Genomic DNA, 26,819 nt, shown 5'->3' on the forward strand with positions numbered 1-26,819 from the left:
CCAGATCAGCCGGCGATCATCATCCACAGGGACAGCAGCAGCAAGGCGCCGCAGAACAGGATGCGCAGGCGACGCTCCGGCAGATGGTGCGCCAGCGCCACGCCCCAGGAAATACTGAGCACGCCGCCCAGCGCCATGGGGATACCCACCGTCCAGTCCACATGACCGGCGTGCGCATAGGTCCACAGCGCCACCAGGGTCCCGGGCGTGACCATGGCCAGCCCCAGCCCCTGCGCAGCAGTCTGCGTGGCCCCGAAGAAGGCCGTCAGCAGCGGCACCGCCACAATCGCCCCACCCACGCTGAAGAAGCCCGCCGACGCCCCCGCCGACAACCCCACCAGCGGAATATAGCGACGCCCCAGCCGCAGCGAAGTCTGCATCTCGCGCTTGCCGCGCAACAGCGTCCACAGGTAATACAGCGCCAGCAGCCCCATGAAGAGCGCAAAGCAGAAATGCAGCTTGCGCGCATCCATCACCGTAGCCAGCCGCGCCGAGAAATACGTCGCCACCACCGCCGGCCCGCACATCATCGCCGCCGCACTCCACTCGATCCGGTTGCGCTGCTTGTAGCGCCAGAAGGCGATGACCACGTTGGGCACGATCATCACCAGCGCCGTCCCCTGCGCCAGCTGCTGGTCCATCCCGTACAGATAACCCAGTACCGGAATGGCGATGAGCCCGCCACCGATCCCGAACAGACCGCCCATGGCACCCAGCACACCGCCGAGCAGAAAGTTGACTACGCACGAGAAAAACAAGGAAGCCGTCATCGGTGTAAAGTGATGCCTCTGCCGCCGGGCTGCAATCAGTAGCGAAAGCAGCGGCAGCATCGAAAGATAAAAAAGGAGACTGACATGAGCGGCGTCATCGTGTTTGCGCTGGAGATGGGCGTAGTCGCCATCATTGCGCTGGCCATCTACATGGTGATGAAGAAATAGCGCCCCTGATCAGGTCCGACAGTGTAGCGCAGCCCGCCCCCGCTGTCCCGGCGGGCCTGCGCCCTACCATGCCAACCCCTCAGCAAAGGAAGAAACGATGGATTTGAAACTCAAAGGCAAGACCGCGCTGGTATGCGCATCCAGCAAAGGCCTGGGCCGCGCCTGCGCGCTGTCGCTGGCGCGTGAAGGCGTACACGTGACCATGCTGGCACGCGGAAGCGAAGCGCTGGAAGCCGCCGCCGCCGAGATCCGTGCCGAAGTCGCCGCCACCGGCGCGACCATCACCACCGTGGCCTGCGACATCACCACCCCCGAAGGCCGCGCCCTGGCCCTGGCCGCCTGCCCGGCACCGGACATCCTGGTCACCAACGCCGGCGGCCCCAAGCCAGGCGACTTCCGCGACTGGACCCGGGACGACTGGATCGCCGCCGTGGACGCCAACATGCTCACCCCCATCGAGCTCATCAAGGCGACCGTCGACGGCATGATCGCCCGCCGCTTCGGCCGCATCGTCAACATCACCTCCAGCGCGGTGCGCGCACCGATCGACATCCTGGGCCTCTCCAACGGCGCCCGCTCCGGCCTGACCGGTTTTGTCGCCGGCCTGTCCCGCAAGACCGTGGCCCACAACGTCACGATCAACAACCTCCTGCCCGGCCCCTTCGAAACCGACCGCCTGCGCTCCACCGCCACCGGCGCCGCGCAAGAGAGCGGCCGCACCGTGGACGAAGTCCTGGCCGAACGCCGCAAGCTCAACCCATCGGGGCGCTTTGGTGACCCGGCCGAGTTCGGCGACGCCTGCGCCTACCTCTGCAGCGCGCAAGCCGGTTTCATCACCGGTCAGAACCTGTTGATGGATGGCGGGGCTTATCCCGGAACGTTCTGAGCGGGCTTGCGGCTACCTTAGGGCTGGCGGCCGCAACAGCGCTACATGAGCGGCATCTGCTTGCATCGCGGAAAGAGGTGGATGCAAAGCAATTGATGTGATGTATAATGCGGCCCTCGTGCGACAGGCAATGCCCTGTCGCATCGCAAGGAGGTTTGGGTGAGTGGTTTAAACCAGCAGTCTTGAAAACTGCCGACGGGGTGACCCGTCCGTGAGTTCGAATCTCACAGCCTCCGCCAGAACATCATATAGAACGGGCCTTTACGGCCCGTTTCTATTTTCAGCCCATGAAAAACGACATCCACTCGCTGAACACTCCCAAGCAAGAGCACATCGGAGTTGATGAAAAAGGCGGGAGAACAGATTCCTACGCGGCGTCTCTGGGTGAACCCTGACCGCTGGTTGAAGACCCGTCAATGGTCGGAGGTCATTCCAGCGCTGGCCAATATGGTTGCTGCGGTCAAGACCTGACGGAAACAATAGTAAACACTGTATCGCGGGTGTTCCATGGAACCATAACGGTATCAAAGAATAGGCGGCCGAGCGGCCGAGGTGGAGCGGGTCCTTCGGTCCGCATCAGATCTTTTGTCTGATGCGGACTGAGGCAAAAATCCCGATTGCGCTCAGGAGCATAAGCGCATGCTCAGCAGCAATTGTTCTCAGCCGGCGCCTCATCGGTATTTCAAATCATTAGAAGCAATTCTAAGACCCGAACCGATACGATACCGAAACCTGTGCTGCCAAGGGGCGACTCGGACTCAACGTGTAGTTGAAGTTCGATGCGGATCCACCAGTGTAGTAACGTCGATTAAACACGTTGAAGACGTTGAACTGCGTCTTCCATGGACCAGTCTGATACGCGAGCAGGAGATCGGTGCGAGCGTAGCCAGCCAGCTTGAACGTATTGGGCAGGCTCGCTTCGCGTGCACCCATGGCGTAAACGCCGGCGCCGGCCTTCAGGCCCGGCAGCGATTTGAACTCATACGTAGTCCAAACGCTACCGCTATGGCGAGGCACATTGGTCAGCGTGTCACCCACCGGAGTGCTGGTATCTGCCCGCACGGTCGCCTGGGTATAAGCATAGCTGGCGATGACTTGCCAGCCTGCGGCGATGGCTCCCGTGACATCGACCTCCAGGCCACGGCTACGCTGCTCTCCACTCAGGACCTGCAGCAATGGGTTGGCCGGATCGGTAGTGAGGATGTTCTTGCGCTTCAGGTTGAACAATGCCACCGAACCGGTAAGTCGGTCCTTGATCAGATCCTGTTTCACGCCTACTTCGATTTGTTCTGCCACTTCGGCATCATAAGTGACGTTGCTGCCGCTATGCCCCACGTTGGGAGCATGGCTGCGACTCCAGTCCGCGAACAGCGAAGTCGTGTTCCAGGGCTGCCAAACCAGACCCAGCCTGGGTGACAACGCAGATTGCTCGCCACGCCCCACGACAACATCACTCTGCAGAGACTCATTGACGAAGCGATCGGCCCGCAACGCAAGCATGGCCTTGATTTCCGGAGTGAAGGTAACCTGATCCATTACATACAAGCCGTAATCCTTGCCACGTCCCTGGTGGGACTGCAGAGGATCACTCGCGGTCAGCCCCGACACATAGCTGGAATTGAACAGATCCAGTGTCATGGTACTCACCGTCGAGCCGCGACTACCCACTTCCAGATAGCCGTAGTCGGCGCCTGCGAGCAACTTGTGTTTCAAGCCTGCCAGCGTTACATCGCCCACCAGTTCGGCACGAAGCCCGTATTGGCGCGAAGCCTCGTCCGTATTGCCGTAGACCGAATAGTCCAGCAAGTTTCCAGTTGCGGTGGTGCTGTTGGGGAAGCTCTGGGTGGATAGCTGTCGAGCGTTGATATATTGCATCGACAGTCGCAGTTTCCATTGATCAGACAATGCGTGTTCAAACAAGAGTGTGGCTGCCCGGGTATCGTTCTTTCCGCTGTCGCCGGCGACGCCAGGGTATGTGCCATCCAGAAGGCCGTAATAACGTGTCCGTGATAGCGACTGGTAATTTTCCACCGCAGGAATACCCGCATCGAAACCGTCACGGCGAAGATGATTGAATTCGGTCAGCAGCGTGATGGAGGTTCCACGATGATCGTCCCAGCGGATCGAGGGCGCGACAGACCAGGAGTCGTAGTCCGTATTGTCACGATAACCAGAGCCACGTTCAACTGCTGCGTTGAGGCGCACGCTCAGGTTCTCATCCAGTGCATGATTCAGATCGAGCGTGGTACGCGCCAGACCGTTGCTGCCTGCGGTAACGCCAATTTCGCCAAAGTTCTCCCGCTCGGGACGCTTGGAGACCGTATTGATATACCCCCCTACGGCTCCAATGCCACCATATAAGGCGCCCGCAGGTCCTTTGAAGACGTCCACCTGATCGATGCTCTGGACATCGCGGAACGCATAGTAACCATAGTTGCGAAAGCCATCGCGCAGCCCATTGCTTTCGCTGAATCCGCGGATGTTGAAGAAAGTCGCACCATTGCCGCCGTAGTTGGATTCTGCGTGCACACCGCTGACGGTCTCCACCAGCTGATCGATCCGCGTTACCCCGCGATCCTTCAGCACCTCCGCGGGAACTGTCTGAATGGATGCCGGATAATCTTTCCAGGCAATATCGGTGTGGGTGGTATCCGCTGCCGAATCGACCGCACTGGCCGGACCTGCGGAGGAACCGAACACGGTGACCACAGGTAATTCTGCTGCATCTTGGGCGTGAGCCATGCCGCACAGTCCCGAAACAAGTGCTGCGATGATTGTTTTATTCATAAGGGCCGGAAAGGAGATGGTGCCAGAGATGACGGGGGAGTGGCTGCCAATCCTGCCGTGCAGGCGACCTTCATCACTGTTATTGCCCCCCCATCCAATTAACAACCGAGACGATACGGTATGGCACCTGTAGAGAGAATGTGACAATTTGTCGCACGCATCACACCCAACCCTGCGCGCATAATTCGGTTCTTCTCCCATCTAGGGCGAGTCAGCATGGCTCGCTACATGAAGGCTTAAAACATCATGGAAGTCAGTCCTTACGGCCTTCAGAGCTTGTGGGCTCAGGGTGACATGGTCACGCGCGGAGTCGCTATCCTGCTGATAAGCATGTCCATCGCCTCCTGGTATGTAATCCTGACCAAGGCACTTGACCTGCTACGCATGCGCAAATCTGCCGAGGCCGCCCGGAGCGATTTTTGGACTGCAGGCGATCTGGAGAGCGCCCTGGCTACTTTGGGACATGACACTCCATTTTCCGCGCTGGCCCGTGCCGGCAGGACGGCGCTTCTTCATCATCAACAGCACCATGGATATTTGCATGAGCAGCTTGCCATCAGCGACTGGATCACCCTCGGTTTAAGGCAATCCATCGATGAAGCTGCAGCGCGTCTGCAAGCAGGCATGGCCGTTCTGGCATCCGTGGGCTCGACGGCACCGTTTGTTGGCCTCTTCGGAACAGTCTGGGGGATCTATCACGCACTGGTCTCCATCGGCACCACCGGCCAGTCAAGTATCGACAAGGTTGCCGGCCCCGTTGGGGAGGCGCTGATCATGACCGCATTGGGGCTCGCCGTAGCGATTCCCGCCACCTTTGGCTATAACGCGCTGGTACGGGGCAACAAGAGCACGCTGGCACGCTTGAACAAGTTCGGTTTCGACCTGCATGCCTTGTTCGTGACGGGCGCTCGCGCAGCGGAAGACCAAGCCAATGCGCCGCCCTTGAGAGGCACCCCATCCCCGCAGGAGACAGTGCGCCAGCCTGGCATGTCGCTCAGGCGGTAACGCTGCTGCACTTTTATCAGACCTCCCGAGTTCATATTCAATAACCGGGCCAACGAGAGAGGAAGCGCCGTCACGGTGTACCCAGCTTGCACAAGACTGGTTAGTCGCCCTGCTGATCAACTTGGTTTGAATGCAGGCGTATCGATTCAATCTGCATGACAACCAGCACCCAGGCCCTGACACGAAAAATGGCAGATCAGTTGGCCTTCCGATAGCCCGAAATCCACTTTAAACGATGAAAAAGACTTCCCTCGCAGCCGCCATCGCATTGATCTATCCATTTGCAACAGTCGTCATGGCGCAATCCAGCAACGCCTCCTCGACTCCCATCACCAATGCGGTCGCTTCTGAAAGCATTTCGGACAAGCAGCCCGTGTCTTCGGTGCTTCCTGAGGTTGTCGTTACAGAGGAGAGTCCGGGCTACGCTGCTTCACGGTCCAGCTCGGCGACACGTACGGATACACCATTGCTTCAGACACCGCAGTCTGTTTCCGTATTGAAACGATCCCTCCTTGACGACCAGGACGTCCACAGCCTCTCTGATGCACTCGTCAACGTTTCCGGGGTGGTGCCGACCAAGCCGGAGGAAGCATTGTTCATCGCTCCCATCATTCGAGGATTTCCTGCGGAGACCTATCTGGATGGTCTGTCCATCTTCGGCGGAAACCAACAAGCATTCAATCCAGCAGGACTGGTCGGCGTCGAACGAATCGAGGTGTTGAAAGGACCAAGTTCGACCCTGTATGGCGGTGGCCTGGGCTCTCCCCTGGGCGGGCTCATCAACATAGATTCGACGCGTCCCGAGATTGGCAGAAATGGCGGCTTTCTTGGTATTCGAGCGGGCAGCTACTCCACCACCAACCCCTATGGTGACTACAACGTAACACTGAGCGACAAGCTGGCAATACGTCTCGCAGGGGAATACCAGGACAATACAAGCTGGATCGACAAGGTCCACGGGAAACGCATATTCTTCCAGCCCAGCATCCTGTTCAAGCCCGACGCGCAGACCGAGATTCTTTTTTCTGGCCAGTACAACCGTACCCAGCAGCTTGAGTACTCAGGGCTGCCGGCTCAACAGGCGCTGGCGGGTCAGCTTTATCGCAATGCCTTTCCAGGTGCGCCCAATGGCCAGCCCATGACTGATATCAACAATCGTCTCGGAAAGATCGAGTTGCGCCACAAGTTTGATGACGGTGTTCGTCTGGAGGCGTCCGCACAGTTCTACACCAGTAACGTTGGCGAATACGGAAGCTTCATCTATCCGGCACTGGCAGCGCCCGATGCTTCTACGCCCACCACCTATCCGATCTTCCCGCTCACCATGAGCACCAGAACGCGCGAAACCGCTCTCGACGCGCATTTGATCGCGCCAATGAACATGCTGGGCGGCCGTCACGAATGGGTCGCTGGGGTTGCATACGACCTGACGAAGTTCTATTCGGGGATGGGCTTTGATGGGACGAGCGTCGGCTCGATTGATCTTTCCAACCCTCAATACAACCTCGCCTTTGGCGACAAGACCCCCATCAACTCGACGCAGACGGATCGCTACCGCACGCTCGCAACTTACGTACAGGACCAGGCTCACTATGGTCGCTGGCACTTCACTGGTGCACTGCGGCTGACCCAGCTTGAGTTTCAGGAGGCAGAACAGGGGACCGACAAAACTTACCACCATGTTTCGCCGCGGGTAGGCGTCAATTACGACCTGCTACAAGGGCTGGCGCTGTATGCGGGTTATGCGACTGCCTTCCGCGCACCATTCGGTTTCATCGGATCAACGATACCCAAGCCCGAAACATCCAGGAACATCGAGCTTGGTATCAAGCTTGACGATAAAGCGCGCAAGCTGTCGGGAACGCTGGCCGTGTTCGAACAAACGCGCGACAACGTCGCTACAGCCGACCCCGGAAATCCCCTCGTGTCGATTCAGACGGGGCAGCAACGCGCACGCGGATTCGAGGCCGACATGACCTGGGAACCGGTACGAGCGTTGTCCTTGCTGGCGAACTACGCCTATACCCAAGCGGTAGTCACGCAAGACAACACGATCCCGGTTGGGGACACACTGGCCCGCGTGCCAAGGCATAGCGGACGCCTGGCCTTCCGCTATCGCGTACTGGATGGCGCCGCCGAGGGATTGTCATTCGGCGCCGGTATCACGGCACTCGGTCAACGTCAGCTGACCTTGCCCAATACCGTCTCCGTGCCAGGCATGGCGACAGTGGATGCCCAGGCCGCCTATGACTTTGGTCAGTACACTCTTCAGCTTTCCGGATACAACCTGACGGGCCGGCGAAGCTACGAGTCCTATCAGTATTTCGGCTTTCCGGTCGTCATTCCGACACAGCCGAGATCGTTTTACCTGACACTCAAAGTCAATATCTGAGTACAGCAGATTGTGTCTGCATGGAGATCAAGGATTTGTGCAGACGTAATTCGAAGCAGATCTGATCGCCGCAGCATCGTGCCTGGGTCCCGTGTAACGGGGATACTGCGGGTATTGGCAAAGTGGGAGGGCTCGAACTACCCTCCCACTTTCATCCAGTTTGCGCGCAATCAACGTGCCGGGCTCCGCGCCGTTTGCAATCCAGTTGTCCAGTACGGACAGCAAGTCAGTATGGTCAGGACCAACGCCTCCCTCGCAATGGTTGACGCCCGGGGCCACGTAGAATCGCGTTGAATGATCGGCATTTTCCCCTCCGACCACTTGCCGCATCTGCTTCATGTAATCGATGGTGGAGTTCACGCTCAGCGCCGCATCTGCCCCTCCCTGCCAGACAATGAGCTTGCCGCCGTGTCCGATAAAAGGCCGGATATCGGGATCAGTCGCGTCATTCAACGTGGCCATCGCATCGAGGGCCGCCGGTTTTTTATCCCAAGGTCCGTACGCTATCGAGTCCGCGGTTTCATCCTTCGCGAGATAGTATTTAACGGCCGTATCCTGCATCACATACTGCCCGGCAACCTTCAGATCACCGTTTCCGGATACCCAGACGCCAAAATTCATCGAATCATCTTCGTTGCCGGTCAAGTTATAACCCTTGGCAACGTAGGTATTGCTACCCTGGAATTTGACATCGGTGATCCACTGGGTGACCACGGCGATCTGCGCGTCCGATAGACAATGTTCGCCGGCATCCTTACCGCTTGAGCAACGAAGTGCGGCGACGTTGACACGGCGGGCGGTACAGGCTGCCGGATTGGCGACGATGCCATCCACAACGCCATCCAGTTTGTCGCAAGCTTGTCTCACGTGCCTGGCCAGTAGCGCTATCTTCGCCGCCTTGAACTCGGCACCCGGAGCCGAAAGCGCCTGTGCGATGCGATGAAATGCGCCGTTGAAGCCCACCCAGTTGAACGCTGGCGCACGCGCAATCACACCATCAAATAGCTCCGGGTTGCGCTGAACGGCCATCAACCCTTCCCTGCCGCCGGTGGAACACCCTTCAAAGTACGACCTGACCGGAGGCATGCCATAGGCCTTGGCGACCACCTTCAATGCAATGGACATGACTTCCGGAACCGCTTCGCTACCGAACAGCCTGGCCGCAGGTTCGTCGTTGAGAACAAACGCTGCAGACATCCCGTCGCCCTGATGACCGGAATCACTGGCGACCTCCACATAGCCCTGTCGCAAAGGTGCTGCTACCGGCGGGGGAACGAAACCGTTGTAACCGCCGCCACCGCCATAGTAGAGTTTGCCGTTCCAGGTCTTGGGAAAACGAATCTCAAAGTTCAATGAAGGTGCGATCGTGCCAGTGACCCTGCAGTAAGCTGGCATGTCAGATTTTGCTGGTATCGTTGTTGCGGTCAGAACGATGCTTCCACCGATCGGACCAGATAACGCTGTGCAATCAGTTTCAGTACCCATTGCGCTAGTTGGTGCGCGTAGATGCGGAGCAGCGACTGGTTGCGCAGCATGGACGACATCAAGAAGGACGAATGCCAACGCCGCCGCAACTGTTCTTGCGGGCCAGATCGTCGTGAATTCCAAGATTCTCATCGGGAAAGGATAGGAGATTTCTTAATGCGGTGATTGAAAAATCGGCAGACAGAATCTGGTTGCAGCAGGCGGACAGCTGATGGCAAGAATAAGCACACGCCTCTGAATATGGGCTACTTAGGAGGCAGCAGTCCCAGCAACCTGGCCTGCCGCTCCAGCGACGGTATGCGCCATGTCCTTCCATCAATTTTCGCAAGGCCATCCCGCGCAAGAGGTCGACAAACAATTGAACGCTTTCGTCGTCCGCCTGGCGAGCATCGGACGGCCCCGTAAATCCGTTGACGCTTAGGCAGGCATCCCGTAATCCTTGCGGCAAGGAAAAACCCAGGATACGCTCGGCATCGAAAATCTCCCGTTCAATACAAGACTGACCGGTCTCCAGCGCGCCCAAATCCGACATCAAGAACATAAGGAAAATAGCGAGCCCGGAGCCCGACTCAGAATGCAATCCAATCTTCAGGTGCCGACTGATTGCGAAGTAGTTCGTTTGGAGACGACATGCCTGCCTTGCTGGAGTTGACTATTCTGCGGCAAATCAGACTCCATATCTCAGATTTCATATGCGACATATTGTCGCTATGCCTGCTCATTCCATCAGTACTGGTATCTCACGAAGGGCCACCAGCAAACATGACCAGATCATGTCGTCAGAAGCGACAGGTCGCATTGAGATAAACCCCATGAGTCTCGCCGGGCAGGATATAGCGACTTACGTGCAGATGACTGGCCAGGTAGTATTCTTGTTCATCAGGTTACGAACGGCCAGCTGCAACTCGACGGCAACAATCTGCTCCACACTAAAACGTTTCTCTTTCATGTAAAACTTCTTTCCATTTTGGGAAGTCTCATTGAAAACCAACATTGGTGCTAGCTACATTTTTTCAGAGCCGATCACATAGACGCAAACAACTTCCATCCCAGCGTTCAGGCCGTTTTCGACCCAAAGCTGAGAGGCCGCGCGGATGTTCCAAACCATCCACCCCACCCCGGCGAATCACCCATGCAAGCCCCGCTGATAAGCCGCCAACACCGCCTCATGCATCACCTCCGACTGCGTCGGATGAGGAAACACGGTCGCCATCAATTCAACCTCGGTGCTCTCCAGCTCACGCGCAATGGCATAGCCCTGGATCATCTCGGTGACTTCCTCGCCCACCATGTGGGCACCCAGCAGTTCGCCGCTGCCTTCATCAAAAATCACCTTGGCAAAGCCCCCGGTAGCGCCCAGCGCAATGGCCTTGCCATTGACCGCAAACGGAAACTGTCCCACCCGGATACGGCGTCCAGCCTGGCGCGCAGCGGCTTCCGTCAGACCGACGCTGGCGACCTGCGGATGGCTGTACGTGCAAGCGGGGATCTTTGACGGGTCCAGTGCATGCGGATCGAGGCCGGCGATCTTCTCGACGCAGGCCACGCCTTCGTGGCTTGCCTTGTGGGCCAGCCACGGCGGACCGGCAACATCACCGATGGCGTACACGCCCGGTTCACCAGTGCGACCAAAGGCATCGGTCACGATGTGGCTACGCTCCACCTTCACCGCCGTGCTCTCCAGGCCCAGGTCCTCGACGTTTCCGACGATACCGGCTGCCACCAGGACCACGTCGGCCACCAGTGTGTCGGTATGCCGGCCTTCGAGCGTCACCTGCCACTCGACACCGGTGCCGGTAGCGCCATCACGCTTGACCGTCGAGGCGATGCGCGCGCCGGTGTAGAGGCGCATGCCGTCCTTGCGCAGTGCATCGGCGACGTGGGCACTGATGTCTTCGTCCTCCACTGGCAGGATGCGCTCGGCCATCTCCACCACGCTGACCTCGGCACCCAGTGCGCGGTAGAAGCTGGCGAACTCGATGCCGATCGCGCCGGCGCCGATCACCAGCAGGCGGCGCGGTGTCTGGCGCGGCATCAACGCTTCGCGATAGGACCAGACGCTCTCGCCATCGGGCTGCAGCCCCGGCAGCACCCGTGCACGCGCCCCCGTGGCCAGGATGATGTTGCTTGCCGTGATGACGGACTTCCCCTGCTTGCCGTCCTTGCCCTCGCCCTCGACCTCCAGGCGTCCGCGCCCGGCCAGGCGGGCCCTGCCCTCGACGACGGTGATCTTGTTCTTCTTCATCAGGTAGGCCACGCCCTTGTTCAGATGCGCGGCTACCGAACGCGAACGCGCCACCATGGTCTGCAGGTCGGTCTCGGGCTCGCCGACCTGCACGCCGAACCTGGCGGCGTCACGCACCAGGCGCAAGACATCGGCCGAGCGCAGCAGCGCCTTGGTGGGAATACATCCCCAGTTCAGGCAGACACCACCCAACTGGGCCTTCTCCACCAGGACGGTCTTCATGCCCAGCTGGGCGGCACGGATCGCCGCCACATAACCGCCCGGGCCGCCGCCAACGACGGCCAGGTCGAAATCAGTTTGCGCTGCCTTCATCACGTATCACCTCAAATCAATGCACTCAGGGGGTTCTCGATGCAGCGCTGGAAGGCCGCCAGCCATTGCGCGGCCAGTGCACCATCCACGGCGCGGTGATCCACCGACAGCGTGACCTTCATGACCTGCGCCACGGCGAGTTGCCCATCGACCACGACCGGCTGCGACAGCGTGGCGCCCACGGCCAGGATCGCCGCCTGTGGGGGGTTGATGATGGCCGAGAATTCGCGCACACCGAACATGCCCAGATTGCTGACCGTAAAGCTGCCGCCCTGGTACTCGTTGGGCGCCAGCGCACCGGATCGCGCCCGCGCCGCAAGGTCCACGATCTCGCGGCTGATGGCCGACAGGGTCTTGCTGCCCGCATTGCGTACCACCGGCGTGATCAGGCCACCCTCGGTGGACACGGCCACCGAGATATCGGCCTGCTGGTACTTGCGCAGCGCGGCCTCGGTCCAGCTGACGTTCATGTCGGGCACGCTCTGCAGCGCCGCTGCCACTGCCTTGACGATGAAATCGTTGACCGAGATCTTGCGCGTGCCGGCAGCATTGATTTCCGCGCGCAGGGCCAGCAGCCTGTCCATGCGGCAGTCGGCACTGAGATAGAAGTGGGGAATGCTGGCCTTGCTCTCACTGAGACGGCGCGCGATGGTACGTCGCATGCCACTGTGGGGGATGTCGGTGAAGGCAGCACTGTCTTGCGCAGCGCTGGCGCTGGGGATGACGATGGCTGGCGGCGTCGCATCGCTACCGGCGGCAGCAATGGCGGCGGCAGCAGCCGTCGCAGGGGCAGCTTGCGCAGCCGCTTCCACGTCGCGCCGGACGATACGACCATGCGGCCCGCTGCCCGTCATTCCTGCCAGTGCCAGGCCACGCTCCTGCGCCAGGCGACGTGCCAGCGGGCTGGCAAAGATGCGCCCCGACGCCGCTGCGTCGGGTTCACGTTCAGGATCGGCTGCCCCCGTAGTTGCTGCTGCAGAGGCGCTGGCGGTGGCCGACGCAGTCGTGCCAGCGCCCACTGGCGGCTCCACGGCAACGCCGGCCGCCGCCAGCAGTGCGGCAATATCGACCTCGGTTTCGCCCTCTTCGAACAGCACGGCGATCGGTGCGCCGACTTCCACCTCCTGGCCCGCCGCAGCCAGTATCTTGCCCAGCACACCATTGCTGTCGGCGTCGTATTCGATGACGGCCTTGTCGGTTTCGATCTCTGCCAGGCACTCGCCGGCCTTGATGGCTTCTCCTTCCTTCCGGGACCACTGGATGATCACCGCCGAGGTCGCATTTGCGGCGATTTCCGGCATCTTGATCAGCTTTGCCATGTCATTGCCCCTCTTTCTTGAGATCGGGTCGATAGGCAGCGATGTCGCTGTACTGGACCAGTTCCAGCACATTGCCTTCCGGGTCGCGGCAGAACGCCAGATACACCCCGGGACGCGCCTCCACCCGCTGCGCACCGGTCATGAACTCGATACCGGCAGCGCGCAGGGTGGCGATGGCGGCATCGATGTCGGCCACGATGAAGGTGAGATAGGCGGCGTTGGGGCGGTCCAGGATGTAGGCGGGAGGCGTCTCGGCGCGAGGTGGCGTCCTGGGTGCCAGCAGCTTGATCCGTTCGCCATAGGGGGTCTGCAGACGGACCACGGTGTAGCCGTCGGCAGACAGGCCGGAGGGTGCCGATTTCTCGGCAGGGACGGTGATTTCACTCACAAAGCTGAAACCCATGGTGGTTTCATAGAAGCGCCGCAGCGCCGGCAGGTCACGACAGGCGATGCCCACTTCCAGGGGGACGATCATCTCAATGCTCATGGCAAATCCTTTCGGTAATCAGGCGGTATTCAGCGAACGTCAAGGCGGGCGCCCTTGTCGCGCATCACCTGCTGCAGACCGGCGACGGTCTCTTCGGTACGGGCGGCAGCGGCACGTTCCAACACCTTGGAGATGCTGGGCGAGGCTTCGCCACCCACCACCCGCTGCACCGGCTGGTCCAGCCAGTCAAAGAAGCGGCGCTGGATCTCGTCGGCCAGCCAGCCGCCATAGGAAGTACCCTGCGCGCCCTGCTCCACGATCAGTACATTGTTGGTCTTGCGGATGCTCTGGCCGATGGTGTCCCAGTCGAGGCTGGCGCGGTCCAGCCAGCGCAGGTCGATCACTTCGGCGTCAATACCGGTCTGCTGTACGGCTTCCAGGGCGTGCGCCACCATGGAAAGATAGGTCAGCACCGTCATCTCCTGGCCGGCACGTCGCACAGCGGCGCGCCCGAAGGGCGTCTGGTAGTCGAAGTCATCCACGGGCGCAGGACCGCTGCTGTTGTAGAGGTCCACATGTTCGATCACCAGCACCGGGTCCTTCAGCGCCAGCGCCGCGTTCATCAGGCCGACATAGTCGAAAGGCGTGGACGGCGCCACGATGCGCCATCCCGGGCTGGTGGCGAAGATACCCGCGGGGTCCATGGAGTGCTGCGAACCATAGCCGGTCCCCATCGCCACCTTGGTACGCAGGACGAAAGGCACCTCGATATCGCCGCCGAACATGTGACGTGCCTTGCCGATCTGGTTGAACACCTGATCGGCCGCCACCCACATGAAGTCCGGGTACATGAACTCGACCACGGGGCGGAAGCGGCCGTCCATGGCGATGCCGCCGCCCAGCCCGCAGAAGGCGTTTTCGCTGATGGGTGTGCCCAGCGTGCGCTCGGGATATTTGTCTTTCAGGCCACGGGTTGCGCCATTGGTGCCGCCCTTGAGGCGATGCACGTCCTCGCCCATGACCACCACCCGCTCGTCCACGGCCATGCGACGATCCATCACATCAGCCACCACGTCGATAAACTTGCGCTGCGCCAGCTTGCCGCCGAATCCGGCTTCTTCCTCGGTGCGCGCTCCCTCCAGTTCCGACAGATCGCCACGGATACCGACATCACGAAAATCCGGGCTGGGCCAGAGTTCCGGGCGGATGCGCTTCTTGCCGGCCCGGGCCGGATCGTCTTCCGTCAGCGCCTGTACTGCCCGCGCCATGGCGGCCTTGATGCGATTGCGCAGTGCCAGGATGCCGGCCTCGTCGATCAGGCCGCGTTCGCGCATGCGCTGGCCGACCAGGTCCAGCGGGTCCCGCTGACGCCAGCTCTGTTCTTCTTCCTTGCTGCGATAGCCGAAAGCACTACCGGGGAAGCCGCCGTTCTGGTGGAAGAAACGATAGACATCGGCCTCGATGATGGTCGGCCCCTTGCCGGCCCGCATGTGCTGCAAGGCCTCATTCATGGCCAGGTGCACCGCCAGCGGGTCCATGCCGTTGACCTTCCAGCTGGGGATGTTGAAGGCAGCGCCGCGTGCCGACAGACGCGGTTCGGCCGTGGCCTCGTCCACCGTGGTGGAGACGGCGTAGCCATTGTTCTCGATGAAGAAGCACAGCGGCAGCTTCCAGGCGGCGGCGATATTCATGGTCTCCAGCACCGAGCCGATGTTGACTGCACCATCGCCGAAATAGGTCACGGCGACATGCTCGGTTCCGGCATGCTTGTGCGCCCAGGCTGCACCCGCTGCCAGCGGTACCCCGCCACCGACGATGGCGTTGGTCCCCAGCACGCCCGCCTCTGCCCAGCGCAGGTGCATGGAGCCGCCGCGTCCCTGGCAGAAGCCTTGCGCCAGGCCGAGGATTTCGGCCAGCGTACGCTGCAGCAGCTGCTCGACCGCCGGGGTCAGTTCGGCCGTGGGCGCGATGCCTTCGGGCATGAGATAGGCCAATGCCTTGGCCAGGAAATGATGGTGCCCCCGGTGCGAGCCATTGACCTGGTCTGCCGCCAGCAGGGGCAGGATGGAACCGGCCGCCCCACCCTCCTGGCCGACGCTGGAGTGGGCCGGGCCATGCACCAGGCCATCCATGGCCAGTTCCAGCACGGATTCTTCGAAGGCGCGGATGATATGCATGTGCGCCAGCAGGGAGCCCAGCAAGCCGGGATCGGCGGCATTCCAGTCGGCGTCGGTGGTGCGCAGTTCGACCCAGGGCGCGGCCGGGGCGAGTGCAATATGGTCAGACATGGGCTTACTCTCCAGAGAAGAAACTGATTCGGTGATAGCGGCCGCACCATCGGAGCGGCCGGAGAAAAGATCAGAGATAGCTATAGGCCGACCAGCCGCCATCGGCCACGATGGCCTGGCCGTTGATGAAGGCGGCATGTTCGGAGGCCAGGAACAAGGCCAGGGTGGCGATCTCGTGCGGCTCACCCAGGCGACCGGCGGGCGTACGCTTCTTCAAGGCCGCCAGGTCCATGCGGCCGGTACTGACCAGTTCCTGCACCAGCGCCGTGTGGACGTAGCCCGGCGCAAGCGCATTCACCCGCAGCCCCTTGGGCGCCCACTCCACCGCCAATACCTTGGTCAGCATCACCACCGCCGCCTTGCTGGCGCAGTAGGCCGCGCGCTCGGGCGCGGCCACCGTGCCATACATCGACGCGGTGTTGAGGATCACCCCGCTCCCCTGGGCCACCATGTGCCGGGCCACTGCCTGGGCGCAAAAGAAGACCCCGTTCAGATTGACGTCGATGGCATGGCGCCACTGCTGTGCAGGCAGTTCCAGGGTCGGCCGATTGGCCGAGATGCCGGCATTGTTGAGCAGGATGTCGATGCGGCCGAAACGTGCATGGACGGCCGCCGTTGCTGCCTCCACCGCTGTTTCGTCGACGATGGAAGCGACCAGGCATTCGACTTCGATCTGCGGGAAGGTCCGGTGCAGTTCCGCCCGGGCGCGCTCCAGCGATTCGCTGTTGACATCCAGCAGGGCCAAATGGGTGCCATTGGCCGCAAACGCATCGGCCATGGCACGGCCGATGCCGCTGCCGGCCCCGGTGATGAAGGCGACCTGGTTGGCCAGATCGGGAAACTGCTTGTATTTGGCGGTGGCATGCAGTGCATGCGCATCGATAGTGTGATCGCTCATGGTGTCTCTTGAAGTGAAATCGCTTGCCGGCTCATACCGCCAGCCAATCCTTGAGCAACTGGGGATTCTCCCCAAGCTCGTCGGGCGTGCCGCTGAAGATGATCTGGCCATGACCGAGCAGGCAGACCCCGGTGGAAATCTTCATGGCGATGGTCAGCTTCTGCTCGATCAGGATCACGGATACGCCACGCCGGTGAATTTCCTGGATGGCCTCGCCCACCACGGTCACGATCTTGGGGGCCAGGCCTTCGGTGGGCTCATCGATCAGGATCAGGCGCGGATTGCCCAGCAGCGAGCGGCAGATGGTCAGCATCTGTTGCTCGCCCCCGGAAAGATTGCCGGCCCTGGTGTTGCGGCGTTCCTTCAGGCGCGGGAAGAAATCGAACATCTGCGCCACCGTCCATTGGGGCGCATCGTTGCGGGCGCGTTGCATGCCCATCTGCAGGTTCTCGTCGACGCTGAGGTTGGCGAAGACTTCGCGCTCCTCAGGGACGAAGGCGATGCCTGCCCGCGATACCGCGAAGGGACGTTGCCCGGCCAGATCACGACCGTCCAGCAAGACCTGGCCGCCGGTGGGCGGTACCAGGCCCGTGATGGCGCGGGCCGTGGTGGAGCGCCCCGAACCGTTGCGACCCAGCAGACTGATCACGGCGTTGTGACCGACCTCGAAATTGACACCCTGCAGGATATGGCTCTTGCCGTAGTGCGCGTGCAGGTCGCGTACCTGCAGCAGCGGCGCCTGTGCCGGTGTGGCTGCTGTGCTCATGCTGCGACCTCCTTGCCCAGATAGGCTTCCTGTACTTGCGCATTGTTGCGAATTTCCTCGGGGGTGCCGGTTGCAACCACCTGGCCATAGACCAGGACACTGATGCGGTCGCACAGCGAAAACACCACATCCATGTCGTGCTCCACGATCATCAGGCTGCGGCCCACCGAAAGCTCGCGCAGGAGCTCGGCGGTGTAGTCGGTTTCTTCCCGCGACATGCCGGCCATGGGTTCATCCAGCAGCAAGACCTTGGGGTCGGAGGCCAGGGTCATGCCGATCTCCAGCGAACGTTGTTCGGAATAGGAAAGCTCCCCGCCCAGCGTGTCACGATGGCGGACCAGCCGGACCTGCTCCAGCAACTGCTCCGCCAGTGCAGTGACCTTGCGATACTGCGAGATCGGGCGCCACAGCGTGTATTGCATGCCGAAGCGCTGCATTACGCCCAGGCGCAGGTTCTCGAACACCGACAGGCGCGGGAAGATATTGGTGATCTGGAAGGAACGCGCCAGTCCCATGCGGTTGATGCGTTCCGGACTGAGCCCGCCGATGGGCAGTTCTCCCAGCAGGATTTCCCCTGCGCTGGGCTTGAAGTTGCCCGAGATGAGATGGAACAGCGTCGACTTCCCCGCCCCATTGGGACCAATGAAGGCATGACGCTCGCCGCGCTGCAGTTCCAGGTCGACACCCCGGATGATGTGCGCCTCGCCGAAGGACTTGCTGACGTTGCGCAGGGTCAGTGCCGCCGGGCTGGTGCTGACGGGATGGATGGAGTTGACGGCGCTCATGCGGCCTCCTCTTCATTGAGTGCGTCCCAGGCACGCGTGACCCGGTTCAAGATCAGGCCACCGGCCACCAGCAGCAGCAGAGGCAACAGCCATGTGCTCACCGCGCCGGGTAGCCAGTCACGGCCAAACAGGGTGATCGCAGGCCATGGCTGGGCATCCACCAGTTGCGACTGGTAATCCGAGCCCAGGACGCGCTGCAACAGCTCCACCGAAAACACCACCGCCGCCGCACACGCCAGGGCGCCCAGTGACCAGCCCGCCGCATAGCGCGCCAGCACCGCGCTGCTACGCTGACTGCGCTGCCACCACAGCACCACGCCCGACAGGCCATTGGGCATGAACATCATCACCACCACGAAAATGAGACCCTGGTACAGCAACCAGGAGCGCGTCAGGTCCGAGACCGCATACCCGAAGAAGGTCATCACCGCCGCGCCCAGGGCCGGGCCGAAGAACACCCCGGTACCGCCGATATAGGCATTGAGCACCACCTCGGAAGACAGGCGCACATCGAAGAGCACGTAGTTGCCGGCTTCATTGTTCATCGCCAGCAGACCACCGGCCACGCCCGCAAAGCTGGCCGAGATCATGAACACCATCACCCGGGCGGCATGCACGTCATAGCCCAGGAACTTCAGGCGCATGGCGTTTTCGCGCAGACCCAGCGTGAGCCGCCCCAGGGGGGTACGGGTGAAGAAGAACAAGGCGCCCAACGAAGCCAGCACCCAGGCCAGGGTCAGGTAATAGACATGCATCGGCTCGCCAAAGGACAGGCCCCAGGCCGGCATGCGCATCGATGACACCCCTGCCTCGCCACCAAAGACGCTGGTCAGGTGCGGTGCCAGCGCGTGCAACAGTTCGGCCAAGGCCAGGGTGATCATCGAGAAATAGACACCACTACGCTGCGTCGAAAACCAGCCCGCCACCAGGCCCAGCAGACAGCCGCCCAGTGCCCCGAATATCGGCAGCAGCGGCGTGGGCAGGAGCCCCGCACCGCCCAGCGCATTCATCGCATGCAGGGTGGCAAATGCACCGATACCGAAATAGGCCGCGTGGCCGAAGGAGAGCATGCCACCCTGCCCCGCCAGCACATTGAAGGCCGTTGCAAACAGTGCCGCGATGAGCATCTGGATAGCCGCATTCACCAGCGCCTGGGGCAAAACGAAGGGAGCGATGAGCAGTAACAGCAGCACCGACACCATCAGCAGACGCGAGGCCAGCGATACTGCAGCCGGCGATCGCAGTGACGTGGCTGGGGACGCGGTTGCGGACACGGTTGGTGACACGTCTGGTCGCATTTTTGCGGCCGACCCGGGCAGGCCTGGCAAGACCTTGTTTGTGGATTCGTTCATGTGACTCACTCCTTCTCACCCATCAGCCCGGAGGGGCGAACCAGCAATACCAGCAACATCAGCGCAAACGGAATGGTGGCGGCCAGCGACGAGACCTTCAGCGTCATCAAGCCCCCCAGGTCACGCGCCCATTGTCCTGCCCCGACATAGTCCAGCGCATCGGCCAGGCTGACATCCACGCCGACGGCAAAGGACGAGATCAGGCCGATCAGGATCGATGACAGCATTGCGCCCTCCAGCGAACCAAGGCCCCCGATGACCACCACCACGAAGACCAGCACACCCAGCTCCAGGGCCATGTTCGGATTGGTGGTATAGAACGCGCCGGCGATGGCGCCGGCCAGGCCGGCCAGCGCGGCCCCCACCCCGAAGACACCCATGAAGACCAGTGGCACGTTGTGGCCCAGGGTCTCCGCCATGGCCGGGCGATAGATCGCCGAGCGCACGACGATGCCGATGCGGGTGCGCGAGAGAAGCAGGTAGATCAGGCCGAACATGAGCAGCGAGACCAGGCCCATCATCAGGCGATAGAAGGGATAGTCCGTACCGAACAGGCGAAACGCGGCAAACGAGAGCGAAGCCGGCACCTGGTAGTTGACCGGGTAATTGCCGAAGAAGAGCTTGATGATCTCGGCAATGATGAAGGACAGGCCGAAGGTCAGCAGCAGTTCATGCGCATGACCGTAGCGATGCACGCGCCGCAGGAACCAGCGTTCCACGACCACGCCCAGCAGGCCCACGATCAGGGGGGCAATGATCACGGCAGGCCAGAAGCCGATGAACTTCTGCAAGGTATAGGCCAGGTAGGCACCCACCATGTAGAAGGAGGTATGCGCGAAGTTGAGCACCCCCATCATGCCGAAGATGAGCGTCAACCCGGCCGAGACCATGAACAGCAACAGGCCGTAGATGGTGCCGTTGATCAGCGATACGGTAAAGAATTCCATAGCGTCTTCCAAGAAAACGGGACGACCGTCCCCCGCACGGGACGGCAAGGCCGCCCATGTCGATTCGGCGCCGTGCACAGGCACGGCGCCCGCTCAGCGAGTCAGATCAGGAGGGACGCTGCATCTTGCAGCTGGTCTGGACCGGGTTCACGGCGTCTTCGCCGCTGAACTTCTTGATAACCTTGAAGCCCATGTCGGTATCGTCGACCTTGTACTTGACGTTCTTTTCCACGCGGGACACGACGATGGGCAGCACCACCTGGTGGTCGGCGGCGCGAATCGAGGTCTCGCCCATCGGCGTCTCGATCCTGACCTTTTCCAGTGCCTTGGCCAGCTCGGTGACATTGATCTTGTCGCCGCTGGGCTTGACCTGCTTGAGGGCCTCGCCCAGCATCTGCATGCCGAACACGGTCTGCGGCTCGATGAAGGTCGGGAAGTGACCGGTCTTGGCCTTGTAGTCGGTGGCGAATTCCTCGGTGGCCTTGTTGGTCTCGATATTGAAGGCGTGCGAGATGAAGTGTCCCAGGGCCGTGTCGCCGGCATTGCCGATGTTGCCCGGCTGGTCCAGGAAGACGGTGCCGAAGCGGACCTTCAGGCCGGCAGCCCGTGTGGCCTTCATCAGCAACAGCAGATCGTTGGACCAGTTGCCGGTGAGGACTGTATCGGCCCCGCTGGCCTTGATCTTGGCGACATAGGGAGAGAAATCCTGGATCTTGTTGACATCGTGGAGGGTGCTCTCGACCACGGTGTAGCCACCGGCGGCGGCATCGTCCTTGATGGCCTTGTCCATGTCCATGCCCCAGGAATAGTTCTGGTTCATTGCATAGACCTTGCTCCCCAGTTCCTTGGCCTCCTTCATGGCCGGCACCAGCGTCTTGACGCGGATCACGGCGTTGGTGGTGAAGCGGAAATGATAGAAGTGGCACTTGTCGCCGGTCAGCTCCAGCGCCTCGCCGCCCATGTTCATGAACAGGACTTCCTTGCCAGCATTGCGCAGGTTGTGCTTGCGCACGTCTTCGGTGATCTGGCCGGAGACGGCAGACGAAGAACCCTGGATGATGATCTGCGCACCGGCGGCAATGGCCGCCTTGACCTTGTCGGAAGCGCCGGCAGGTCCGCCCTGGTTGTCATACTCGGCCAGTTGCACGGCTTGCCCGTTCCATCCGCCGGCGGCGTTGATGCGATCCATCTCGTACTTCACTGCAGCGCGATAGAGCAGCCCGGTCGAGGCCTGCGGGCCGGACAGGGTTTCCACCAGCGCGATCTTCAGGGGCGCGGCGGCCTGGGCGGGACATGCGATGGCGGCCAGGACCAGGGCCGACAATGATGTCAGCGAGGACAGTGACGACAGCGACGACAGGGGCACTCCGATGTAATTCTTGCTCATACCTCATCTCCGTTATATTTGTAGGATTCCAGGTCTTGCACTGCCGGCGCCCGGGCTTCCGTGCGAGAGCCGCGCCGGTGCGGCTCCCTTCTCAAGGGGTGGCACGCCTCTCAGCGCAACCCAAGGAACTGTTTCATGCCTTCAAGCTGGGCCTGCATCATGTAGCGGCCGAAGTGCAGCGCCAGTCCGTGCCTCTGGGCTGCCGCCAGTAACGGGGTCAACTCCACCTTCATGACCGCCTCCGCCACCAGCGCATCAGTGGGCAGGCCTTCCACGGCGAATGGCAAGGCATCGTCCGGGTTCAGACCCAGCGAGGTGGAATTGATGGCCAGGGTGTAATGGGCGGGATGCGCCGTCGCCACGTGGGCATCCAGTTGCGGGTAGTAGCGACGCAGTTCGGCCACCAGATGTCCCGCACGTTCCACACTGCGGTTGTACACGCCGATGGCACCCGCGCCGTGCGCCGCGAGGGCATGTGCAATGGCCTTACCGGCACCACCGGCACCGGCAAGATAGACCCGCCGCCCCACCAGCGCATGCCCCTGGGCCAGCAAGCCACCGACGAATCCCTCGCCATCCAGATTGCTGCCGACCAGGCGCATGCCTGCTTCACCAGAGGCCTCTGCCTGTCCCGCCTCCGCCGCATCAAACCGCACGATGTTGACCGCACCGACCTGGCGCGCTGCATCGGTCAGTTCATGGCAGAGGGAGAGGATGCTTTCCTTGTGGGGAATGGTGACGATCAGGCCGGCCATGCTCCTGACCCTGGCCAGCGCTGCCACGACCGATGCAAGATCGTCTGGCGCCACCTGCAGCGGCACCACCACGGCATTGATTGCCTTGCTCGCCATCAGGGCATTGAAAGCCTGCGGGGTCCGCACATGGCCGATCGGATCGGCCAGGATACCGATGACCCGGGTATGTCCATTGATGATGGGGGACGCCATCTCCTGCGCACTGCGCTCCCCGGCTCCAGCCAGACTCACGGTATCTCCTTCGCAAGTGGCGCCTTGCAGCGCTCTTCTTTTCCGTCATCCCGCATTTTTTGCGGTGACATGATAGGTTTTTATGCACTTGTCTGATAAACTTTTAAGCCTGTCTGACAAGTTGTGCAGCGATTCTACAGAGCGGATTTTGTGATGTCAACAACCCCTGCCTCTGCATCCCGGACAGGTGAGCGACTTTGCATTACGCCTGGAAAGCCGCTCCCAGCAAGGCTTACAGGACGAAGCGCCAACATAGAACAACAGGAGACCCCATGATTGCATTCACCGACAAGACCTTTTTCATTACCGGTGCCGGCGGTGGCATCGCCCGCGCAACCGCCTTGCTGACTGCCCGGCATGGCGCCAACCTGGCCCTGGCCGACATCGACCTTCAGGCCCTGGCTTCGCTCAAGGAAGAGATTCTTGGCATCGCCCCCAGTGCGCAGATCAGCCTGCACCAGCTGGACGTGGCCGACGCCCAGGCCTGCCGCCAGGCGGCCGATGCCTGCGCCCGCACCCATGGCGGGATCGACCACCTGATCCACTCGGCCGGCATCTATCCCGAAAAGCGCGTGGCGGAAATGACAGAAGAAGAATGGCGGCGCCTCATGGCGATCAACCTGGACGGCACTTTCCATATCTGCCAGGCGGTCATTGCCCATCTGCGCGAGGACAGCTCGATCGTCAACCTCGCTTCGCTGGCCGCGCAGCGCGGCAGCTACGCGCATGCGCACTACGCGGCGGCCAAGGGTGCGGTGATCAGCTTTTCGCGCAGCCTGGCGTTGGAGCTGGCTCCCAAAACCCGGGTCAACGCGGTATCTCCGGGTATCATTGCCACTCCGATGACCCGGGAACTGCTGGCCAGCAAGGGGCCGATGCTGCTGCAAAACACGCCCCTCGGCCGCCTGGGAACTGCGGAAGAAGTGGCCGGCTCGATTGCCTTCCTGTGCTCTCCCCTGGCCTCATTCATCACCGGAGAGACACTGCAGGTCAACGGCGGTCTATACATCAATTAATCCAGCTGCAATCCACCCATGAAAAACGCGACACAGCGCTTGCCCACGCAATCCCTCACCGAAGAGATTGTTGAATGGATTAATGAAGAAATCCGCGAGCAGCGGCTCAAACCGGGCGACAAGCTGCCCAGCGAAAAACAGCTGGGCGAGCAATTCTCGGTGAGCCGTTCGGTCGTGCGCGAAGCCCTGTCCCAGCTGAAATCGGAAGGCATCGTCAATGCCCAGCAGGGACGCGGCGCCTTCGTCAACGAGCGCGGCTCACGCCAGGCCTTCCGCTTCGAGGCGGCGGCCCTCAACGATGCGGAGGGACTGGAACACGTCATCGAGCTGCTGGTGACGCTGGAGACCGCAGCCGCCCGCTATGCGGCCATCCGCCGCACGCCGGAAGACCTCAAGAAGATCAAGAAGGCCCTGGTCGGCATGGAGTACGCCATCATCAATGACAAGCTGGGGGACGAGGAGGATTTTGCGTTCCACCAGGCCATCGTCGACTCGACCAAGAATCCGCACTTCTGCATGCTCAACGAGTATCTGGAACAGCACGTCAGAAGACTGATCCGCCAGGCCCGCAGCAACACCGCGACGAACTACAACAATCTGATCCAGGCCGTGCAGGACGAGCACAAGGCCATCCTCCAGGCCATCGAAGACAAGGACCCGGTCGCCGCGGCAATTGCCGCAGAAACGCATCTGCGCAATGCGGCAAAGCGGCTGAACAAGTACCTGAGCTGAACCCGGTGGAAAGTCGGTGGTATTGCCCGGTGCGCTTCACCGCCGGGATTGCGTCATCGCGCCTGATGCGTACGCGGGGCGTGGTCCGTTGCAATACGTTGTTTGGCGGCAGCATCAAACCCGGCACTATTGCGGAAGATATTGGGTTTCCGGTAGATCGCCAGAATAGTGCAGCCTTCTGCGCTATGCGTTTCATGCAAGGAACCAGGCTTGCGCCAGACGAATTCGCCTGCGCGGCAAATGCCGTCGTGGTCCGAGAAGGAGCCTTCGATGACATAGCTTTGCTCGATCTCGGGATGCTTGTGAAACGGCAAGGTAGTGCCTGGCTGCCATCGCAGCAGGCAAGTCATCTCGCCGATTTCCTTGTTCTCATAGAGCACCTTGATCTCGATGCCCTCAAACTGCGAGGGCTTCCAGTCCATTTCCTCGGGTTTCATATATACCGACCCACCTGGGGTAGGTTGAAGCTCACCACTCAGGCGATCATCAAAGCTCTTGTCCATTGCACCCATTTTTTCATCTCCTCTCGACGACATTAAGCAGCTTGATCCAGAACCGAGGTTACCAGGTTCTGGGGCACTTCCAGTTCAAAGCCCGGCTCGGCCACGTGGACGCGAATATGCGGGAAGCGACTTCTTACCGCGTCAGCGAATTCACTCCAGGGGCGGGAGCTCACCTCCATCATTTCATGGAACTTCTCATGAGGCGGATACAAGACCACCACCTGCGGCTTGAGCGCAGCCACACCGCGGACCACATCCTGAATGAAATCCAGCTGCATGCCCGCCAGCAGGATGTCAGTCTTGAAGCGCCGGCCCAGTGCTTCAATTTCAGCATCCGTCATCTTGCTGTTGAAGCCTTCGTTGTAATTCAGGATCGTGGTGCCGTCGGGCAGCTCGACATGAAATCCCGTGTAGGGAGAATAGAACGGGGCATTCGTGGCACTGCTCCATGCCCAGGCCAGTTGCGTGGTGTTTCCCTTGAAGACTGCCTTGGTCAGTGCCTTGTACAAATTGATGTCGCGATGCTGCCAAGGCAGCGCCGTAATCTTGAATCCCGGCACGGAGACGCTATCGAAGGAAGCCGGCTCGATGGCACGCAGCTGCGCGGGCGTAAATTTGTGACGGCGCTGCATGAAGCGGGTAAGCGACGGCGCGCCGATCACGCAGGCGCCCGTTGCCTTTGCCACTTCCGGCACGTCCAGAAAATGCTCTTCGTGGCCATGCGTCACGCAGATGTACTTGGCATGCATGAAATCGTCGAGATGGAACCACTCGGCGCCGCAATAGGGACGATAGAAAGGGTCAAAGAACAGCGCTCCGTGCGACGTCTCCAGAGCAATACTGGACCACCCGTAATACTTCAGCTTGGCTGCTACATTCATGATTTTCCTCTTTGGTTCAGGCAATAATTTCGACAACCGCTTCGATCTCTACCGCAACATTCATGGGTAGCGAACTGACGCCAACCGCGGCTCTGGCATGGGCGCCAGCGGCGCCGAACAAACTTACGAACAGGTCAGATGCGCCGTTGACGACCTTGGGGGCATCAGCGAAGTCGGGAGTGCAACGTACGAAGCCACCAAGGCGGACTACCTGTGCAACGCGGTCCCAGCGGCCATCGATCGCGGCCTTGATCTGCGCCAGCACATTGAGTGCGCATTGTTGTGCAGCTTCGTAACCCTGCTCCACGGTCACGTTCTCACCCAGCCGGCCGACCAAGGTGGGCCGGCCATCCTTCAATGGCAACTGACCAGAGATGAACAGGAGATTCCCGCTCTTCTTGCAGCCGACAAAACTTCCTGCCGCCGCACCCAATTCCGGTAGTACCAAATTCATCTCCGCGAGCCTGCTTTCCAACATGTCC

Annotated in this window: 23 protein-coding genes, 1 tRNA gene and 1 pseudogene; 7 read left to right on the forward strand and 18 right to left on the reverse strand. The window is 61.0% G+C overall.

What is annotated here, in order from left to right; translation table 11 throughout:
* Positions 1 to 5 precede the first annotated feature (5 nt).
* The gene (locus tag HWE04_RS04990; protein WP_006464046.1) at positions 6 to 770 is read right to left on the reverse strand and encodes a sulfite exporter TauE/SafE family protein; all 765 of its coding nucleotides are present in this window, start codon (positions 768 to 770) and stop codon (positions 6 to 8) included.
* A gap of 265 nt (positions 771 to 1,035) precedes the next feature.
* Between HWE04_RS04990 and HWE04_RS04995 the strand changes: the two genes are divergently transcribed.
* From HWE04_RS04995 to HWE04_RS05005, 3 genes and pseudogenes are all read left to right on the forward strand, one after another.
* Positions 1,036 to 1,824: an SDR family oxidoreductase gene (locus tag HWE04_RS04995; RefSeq protein WP_006464048.1), complete on the forward strand. Its 789-nt coding sequence runs from the start codon at positions 1,036 to 1,038 to the stop codon at positions 1,822 to 1,824.
* Between the two features lie 149 nt (positions 1,825 to 1,973).
* Positions 1,974 to 2,063, forward strand: a tRNA-Ser gene (locus HWE04_RS05000).
* A 57-nt stretch (positions 2,064 to 2,120) separates the two neighbouring features.
* A pseudogene (locus HWE04_RS05005) lies at positions 2,121 to 2,295 on the forward strand (hypothetical protein); the annotation flags it as partial.
* Between the two features lie 231 nt (positions 2,296 to 2,526).
* Here HWE04_RS05005 and HWE04_RS05010 read toward each other — a convergent pair.
* On the reverse strand, positions 2,527 to 4,566 hold the full coding sequence (locus tag HWE04_RS05010) for a TonB-dependent receptor (protein ID WP_241811700.1): 2,040 nt from the start codon (positions 4,564 to 4,566) through the stop codon (positions 2,527 to 2,529).
* Positions 4,567 to 4,857: 291 nt separating this feature from the next.
* On the opposite strand from HWE04_RS05010, the gene HWE04_RS05015 reads away from it, so the two are divergent.
* Together HWE04_RS05015 and HWE04_RS05020 are read left to right on the forward strand one after the other, a co-directional pair.
* The gene (locus HWE04_RS05015; RefSeq protein ID WP_241811701.1) at positions 4,858 to 5,616 is read left to right on the forward strand and encodes a MotA/TolQ/ExbB proton channel family protein; all 759 of its coding nucleotides are present in this window, start codon (positions 4,858 to 4,860) and stop codon (positions 5,614 to 5,616) included.
* Between the two features lie 235 nt (positions 5,617 to 5,851).
* A complete protein-coding gene (locus HWE04_RS05020) occupies positions 5,852 to 8,008 on the forward strand; it encodes a TonB-dependent siderophore receptor (RefSeq protein WP_241811702.1) in 2,157 nt (718 codons plus the stop codon).
* Between the two features lie 27 nt (positions 8,009 to 8,035).
* Here the strand turns inward: HWE04_RS05020 and HWE04_RS05025 are convergent, their stop codons facing one another.
* From HWE04_RS05025 to HWE04_RS05085, 13 genes are all read right to left on the reverse strand, one after another.
* Positions 8,036 to 9,616, reverse strand: coding sequence for a tannase/feruloyl esterase family alpha/beta hydrolase (locus HWE04_RS05025; protein ID WP_241811703.1), 1,581 nt, complete (start codon positions 9,614 to 9,616; stop codon positions 8,036 to 8,038).
* Positions 9,552 to 10,034, reverse strand: a complete 483-nt coding sequence (locus tag HWE04_RS05030; RefSeq protein ID WP_241811704.1) for a hypothetical protein — start codon at positions 10,032 to 10,034, stop codon at positions 9,552 to 9,554. Before HWE04_RS05030 ends, HWE04_RS05025 begins: the two co-directional genes overlap by 65 nt.
* A gap of 585 nt (positions 10,035 to 10,619) precedes the next feature.
* Positions 10,620 to 12,050: a dihydrolipoyl dehydrogenase gene (gene lpdA, locus HWE04_RS05035; RefSeq protein WP_241811705.1), complete on the reverse strand. Its 1,431-nt coding sequence runs from the start codon at positions 12,048 to 12,050 to the stop codon at positions 10,620 to 10,622.
* Positions 12,051 to 12,061: 11 nt separating this feature from the next.
* A complete protein-coding gene (locus tag HWE04_RS05040) occupies positions 12,062 to 13,369 on the reverse strand; it encodes a pyruvate dehydrogenase complex dihydrolipoamide acetyltransferase (RefSeq protein ID WP_241811706.1) in 1,308 nt (435 codons plus the stop codon).
* A gap of 1 nt (position 13,370) precedes the next feature.
* A complete protein-coding gene (locus tag HWE04_RS05045) occupies positions 13,371 to 13,856 on the reverse strand; it encodes a VOC family protein (protein WP_241811707.1) in 486 nt (161 codons plus the stop codon).
* 29 nt (positions 13,857 to 13,885) lie between these two features.
* Positions 13,886 to 16,084 (reverse strand): alpha-ketoacid dehydrogenase subunit alpha/beta, encoded by a 2,199-nt coding sequence (locus HWE04_RS05050; RefSeq protein WP_241811708.1) that lies wholly within the window; start codon positions 16,082 to 16,084, stop codon positions 13,886 to 13,888.
* A 70-nt stretch (positions 16,085 to 16,154) separates the two neighbouring features.
* The gene (locus tag HWE04_RS05055; protein WP_241811709.1) at positions 16,155 to 16,982 is read right to left on the reverse strand and encodes an SDR family NAD(P)-dependent oxidoreductase; all 828 of its coding nucleotides are present in this window, start codon (positions 16,980 to 16,982) and stop codon (positions 16,155 to 16,157) included.
* Between the two features lie 31 nt (positions 16,983 to 17,013).
* The gene (locus HWE04_RS05060) at positions 17,014 to 17,748 is read right to left on the reverse strand and encodes an ABC transporter ATP-binding protein (protein WP_241811710.1); all 735 of its coding nucleotides are present in this window, start codon (positions 17,746 to 17,748) and stop codon (positions 17,014 to 17,016) included.
* Positions 17,745 to 18,533 (reverse strand): ABC transporter ATP-binding protein, encoded by a 789-nt coding sequence (locus tag HWE04_RS05065; RefSeq protein WP_234294910.1) that lies wholly within the window; start codon positions 18,531 to 18,533, stop codon positions 17,745 to 17,747. Before HWE04_RS05065 ends, HWE04_RS05060 begins: the two co-directional genes overlap by 4 nt.
* Complete coding sequence (locus tag HWE04_RS05070; RefSeq protein WP_077235253.1) at positions 18,530 to 19,735, reverse strand: branched-chain amino acid ABC transporter permease; 1,206 nt, start codon at positions 19,733 to 19,735, stop codon at positions 18,530 to 18,532. Before HWE04_RS05070 ends, HWE04_RS05065 begins: the two co-directional genes overlap by 4 nt.
* Before the next feature lie 155 nt (positions 19,736 to 19,890).
* Positions 19,891 to 20,832: a branched-chain amino acid ABC transporter permease gene (locus HWE04_RS05075; RefSeq protein WP_039875110.1), complete on the reverse strand. Its 942-nt coding sequence runs from the start codon at positions 20,830 to 20,832 to the stop codon at positions 19,891 to 19,893.
* A 106-nt stretch (positions 20,833 to 20,938) separates the two neighbouring features.
* Complete coding sequence (locus tag HWE04_RS05080) at positions 20,939 to 22,219, reverse strand: branched-chain amino acid ABC transporter substrate-binding protein (protein WP_006463052.1); 1,281 nt, start codon at positions 22,217 to 22,219, stop codon at positions 20,939 to 20,941.
* Between the two features lie 110 nt (positions 22,220 to 22,329).
* Positions 22,330 to 23,205 (reverse strand): shikimate dehydrogenase family protein, encoded by an 876-nt coding sequence (locus tag HWE04_RS05085; RefSeq protein WP_241811711.1) that lies wholly within the window; start codon positions 23,203 to 23,205, stop codon positions 22,330 to 22,332.
* Positions 23,206 to 23,477: 272 nt separating this feature from the next.
* On the opposite strand from HWE04_RS05085, the gene HWE04_RS05090 reads away from it, so the two are divergent.
* Both HWE04_RS05090 and HWE04_RS05095 read left to right on the forward strand, forming a co-directional pair.
* A complete protein-coding gene (locus HWE04_RS05090; protein ID WP_006463050.1) occupies positions 23,478 to 24,221 on the forward strand; it encodes an SDR family NAD(P)-dependent oxidoreductase in 744 nt (247 codons plus the stop codon).
* An 18-nt stretch (positions 24,222 to 24,239) separates the two neighbouring features.
* A complete protein-coding gene (locus tag HWE04_RS05095; protein WP_241811712.1) occupies positions 24,240 to 24,953 on the forward strand; it encodes a FadR/GntR family transcriptional regulator in 714 nt (237 codons plus the stop codon).
* 53 nt (positions 24,954 to 25,006) lie between these two features.
* Here the strand turns inward: HWE04_RS05095 and HWE04_RS05100 are convergent, their stop codons facing one another.
* From HWE04_RS05100 to HWE04_RS05110, 3 genes are read right to left on the reverse strand one after another with little or no spacing between them, the layout of a single operon-like run.
* Positions 25,007 to 25,465: a cupin domain-containing protein gene (locus HWE04_RS05100; protein ID WP_139347033.1), complete on the reverse strand. Its 459-nt coding sequence runs from the start codon at positions 25,463 to 25,465 to the stop codon at positions 25,007 to 25,009.
* 23 nt (positions 25,466 to 25,488) lie between these two features.
* Positions 25,489 to 26,337 carry an MBL fold metallo-hydrolase gene (locus HWE04_RS05105; RefSeq protein ID WP_006463066.1) on the reverse strand — a complete coding sequence of 283 codons (849 nt, stop codon included), beginning with the start codon at positions 26,335 to 26,337 and terminating at the stop codon, positions 25,489 to 25,491.
* 16 nt (positions 26,338 to 26,353) lie between these two features.
* Positions 26,354 to 26,815 carry a RidA family protein gene (locus HWE04_RS05110; RefSeq protein ID WP_241811713.1) on the reverse strand — a complete coding sequence of 154 codons (462 nt, stop codon included), beginning with the start codon at positions 26,813 to 26,815 and terminating at the stop codon, positions 26,354 to 26,356.
* Between the last annotated feature and the right edge of the window lie 4 nt (positions 26,816 to 26,819).

Source organism: Herbaspirillum sp. C7C2 (assembly GCF_022627865.1).
Lineage (GTDB): Bacteria > Pseudomonadota > Gammaproteobacteria > Burkholderiales > Burkholderiaceae_D > Herbaspirillum > Herbaspirillum frisingense.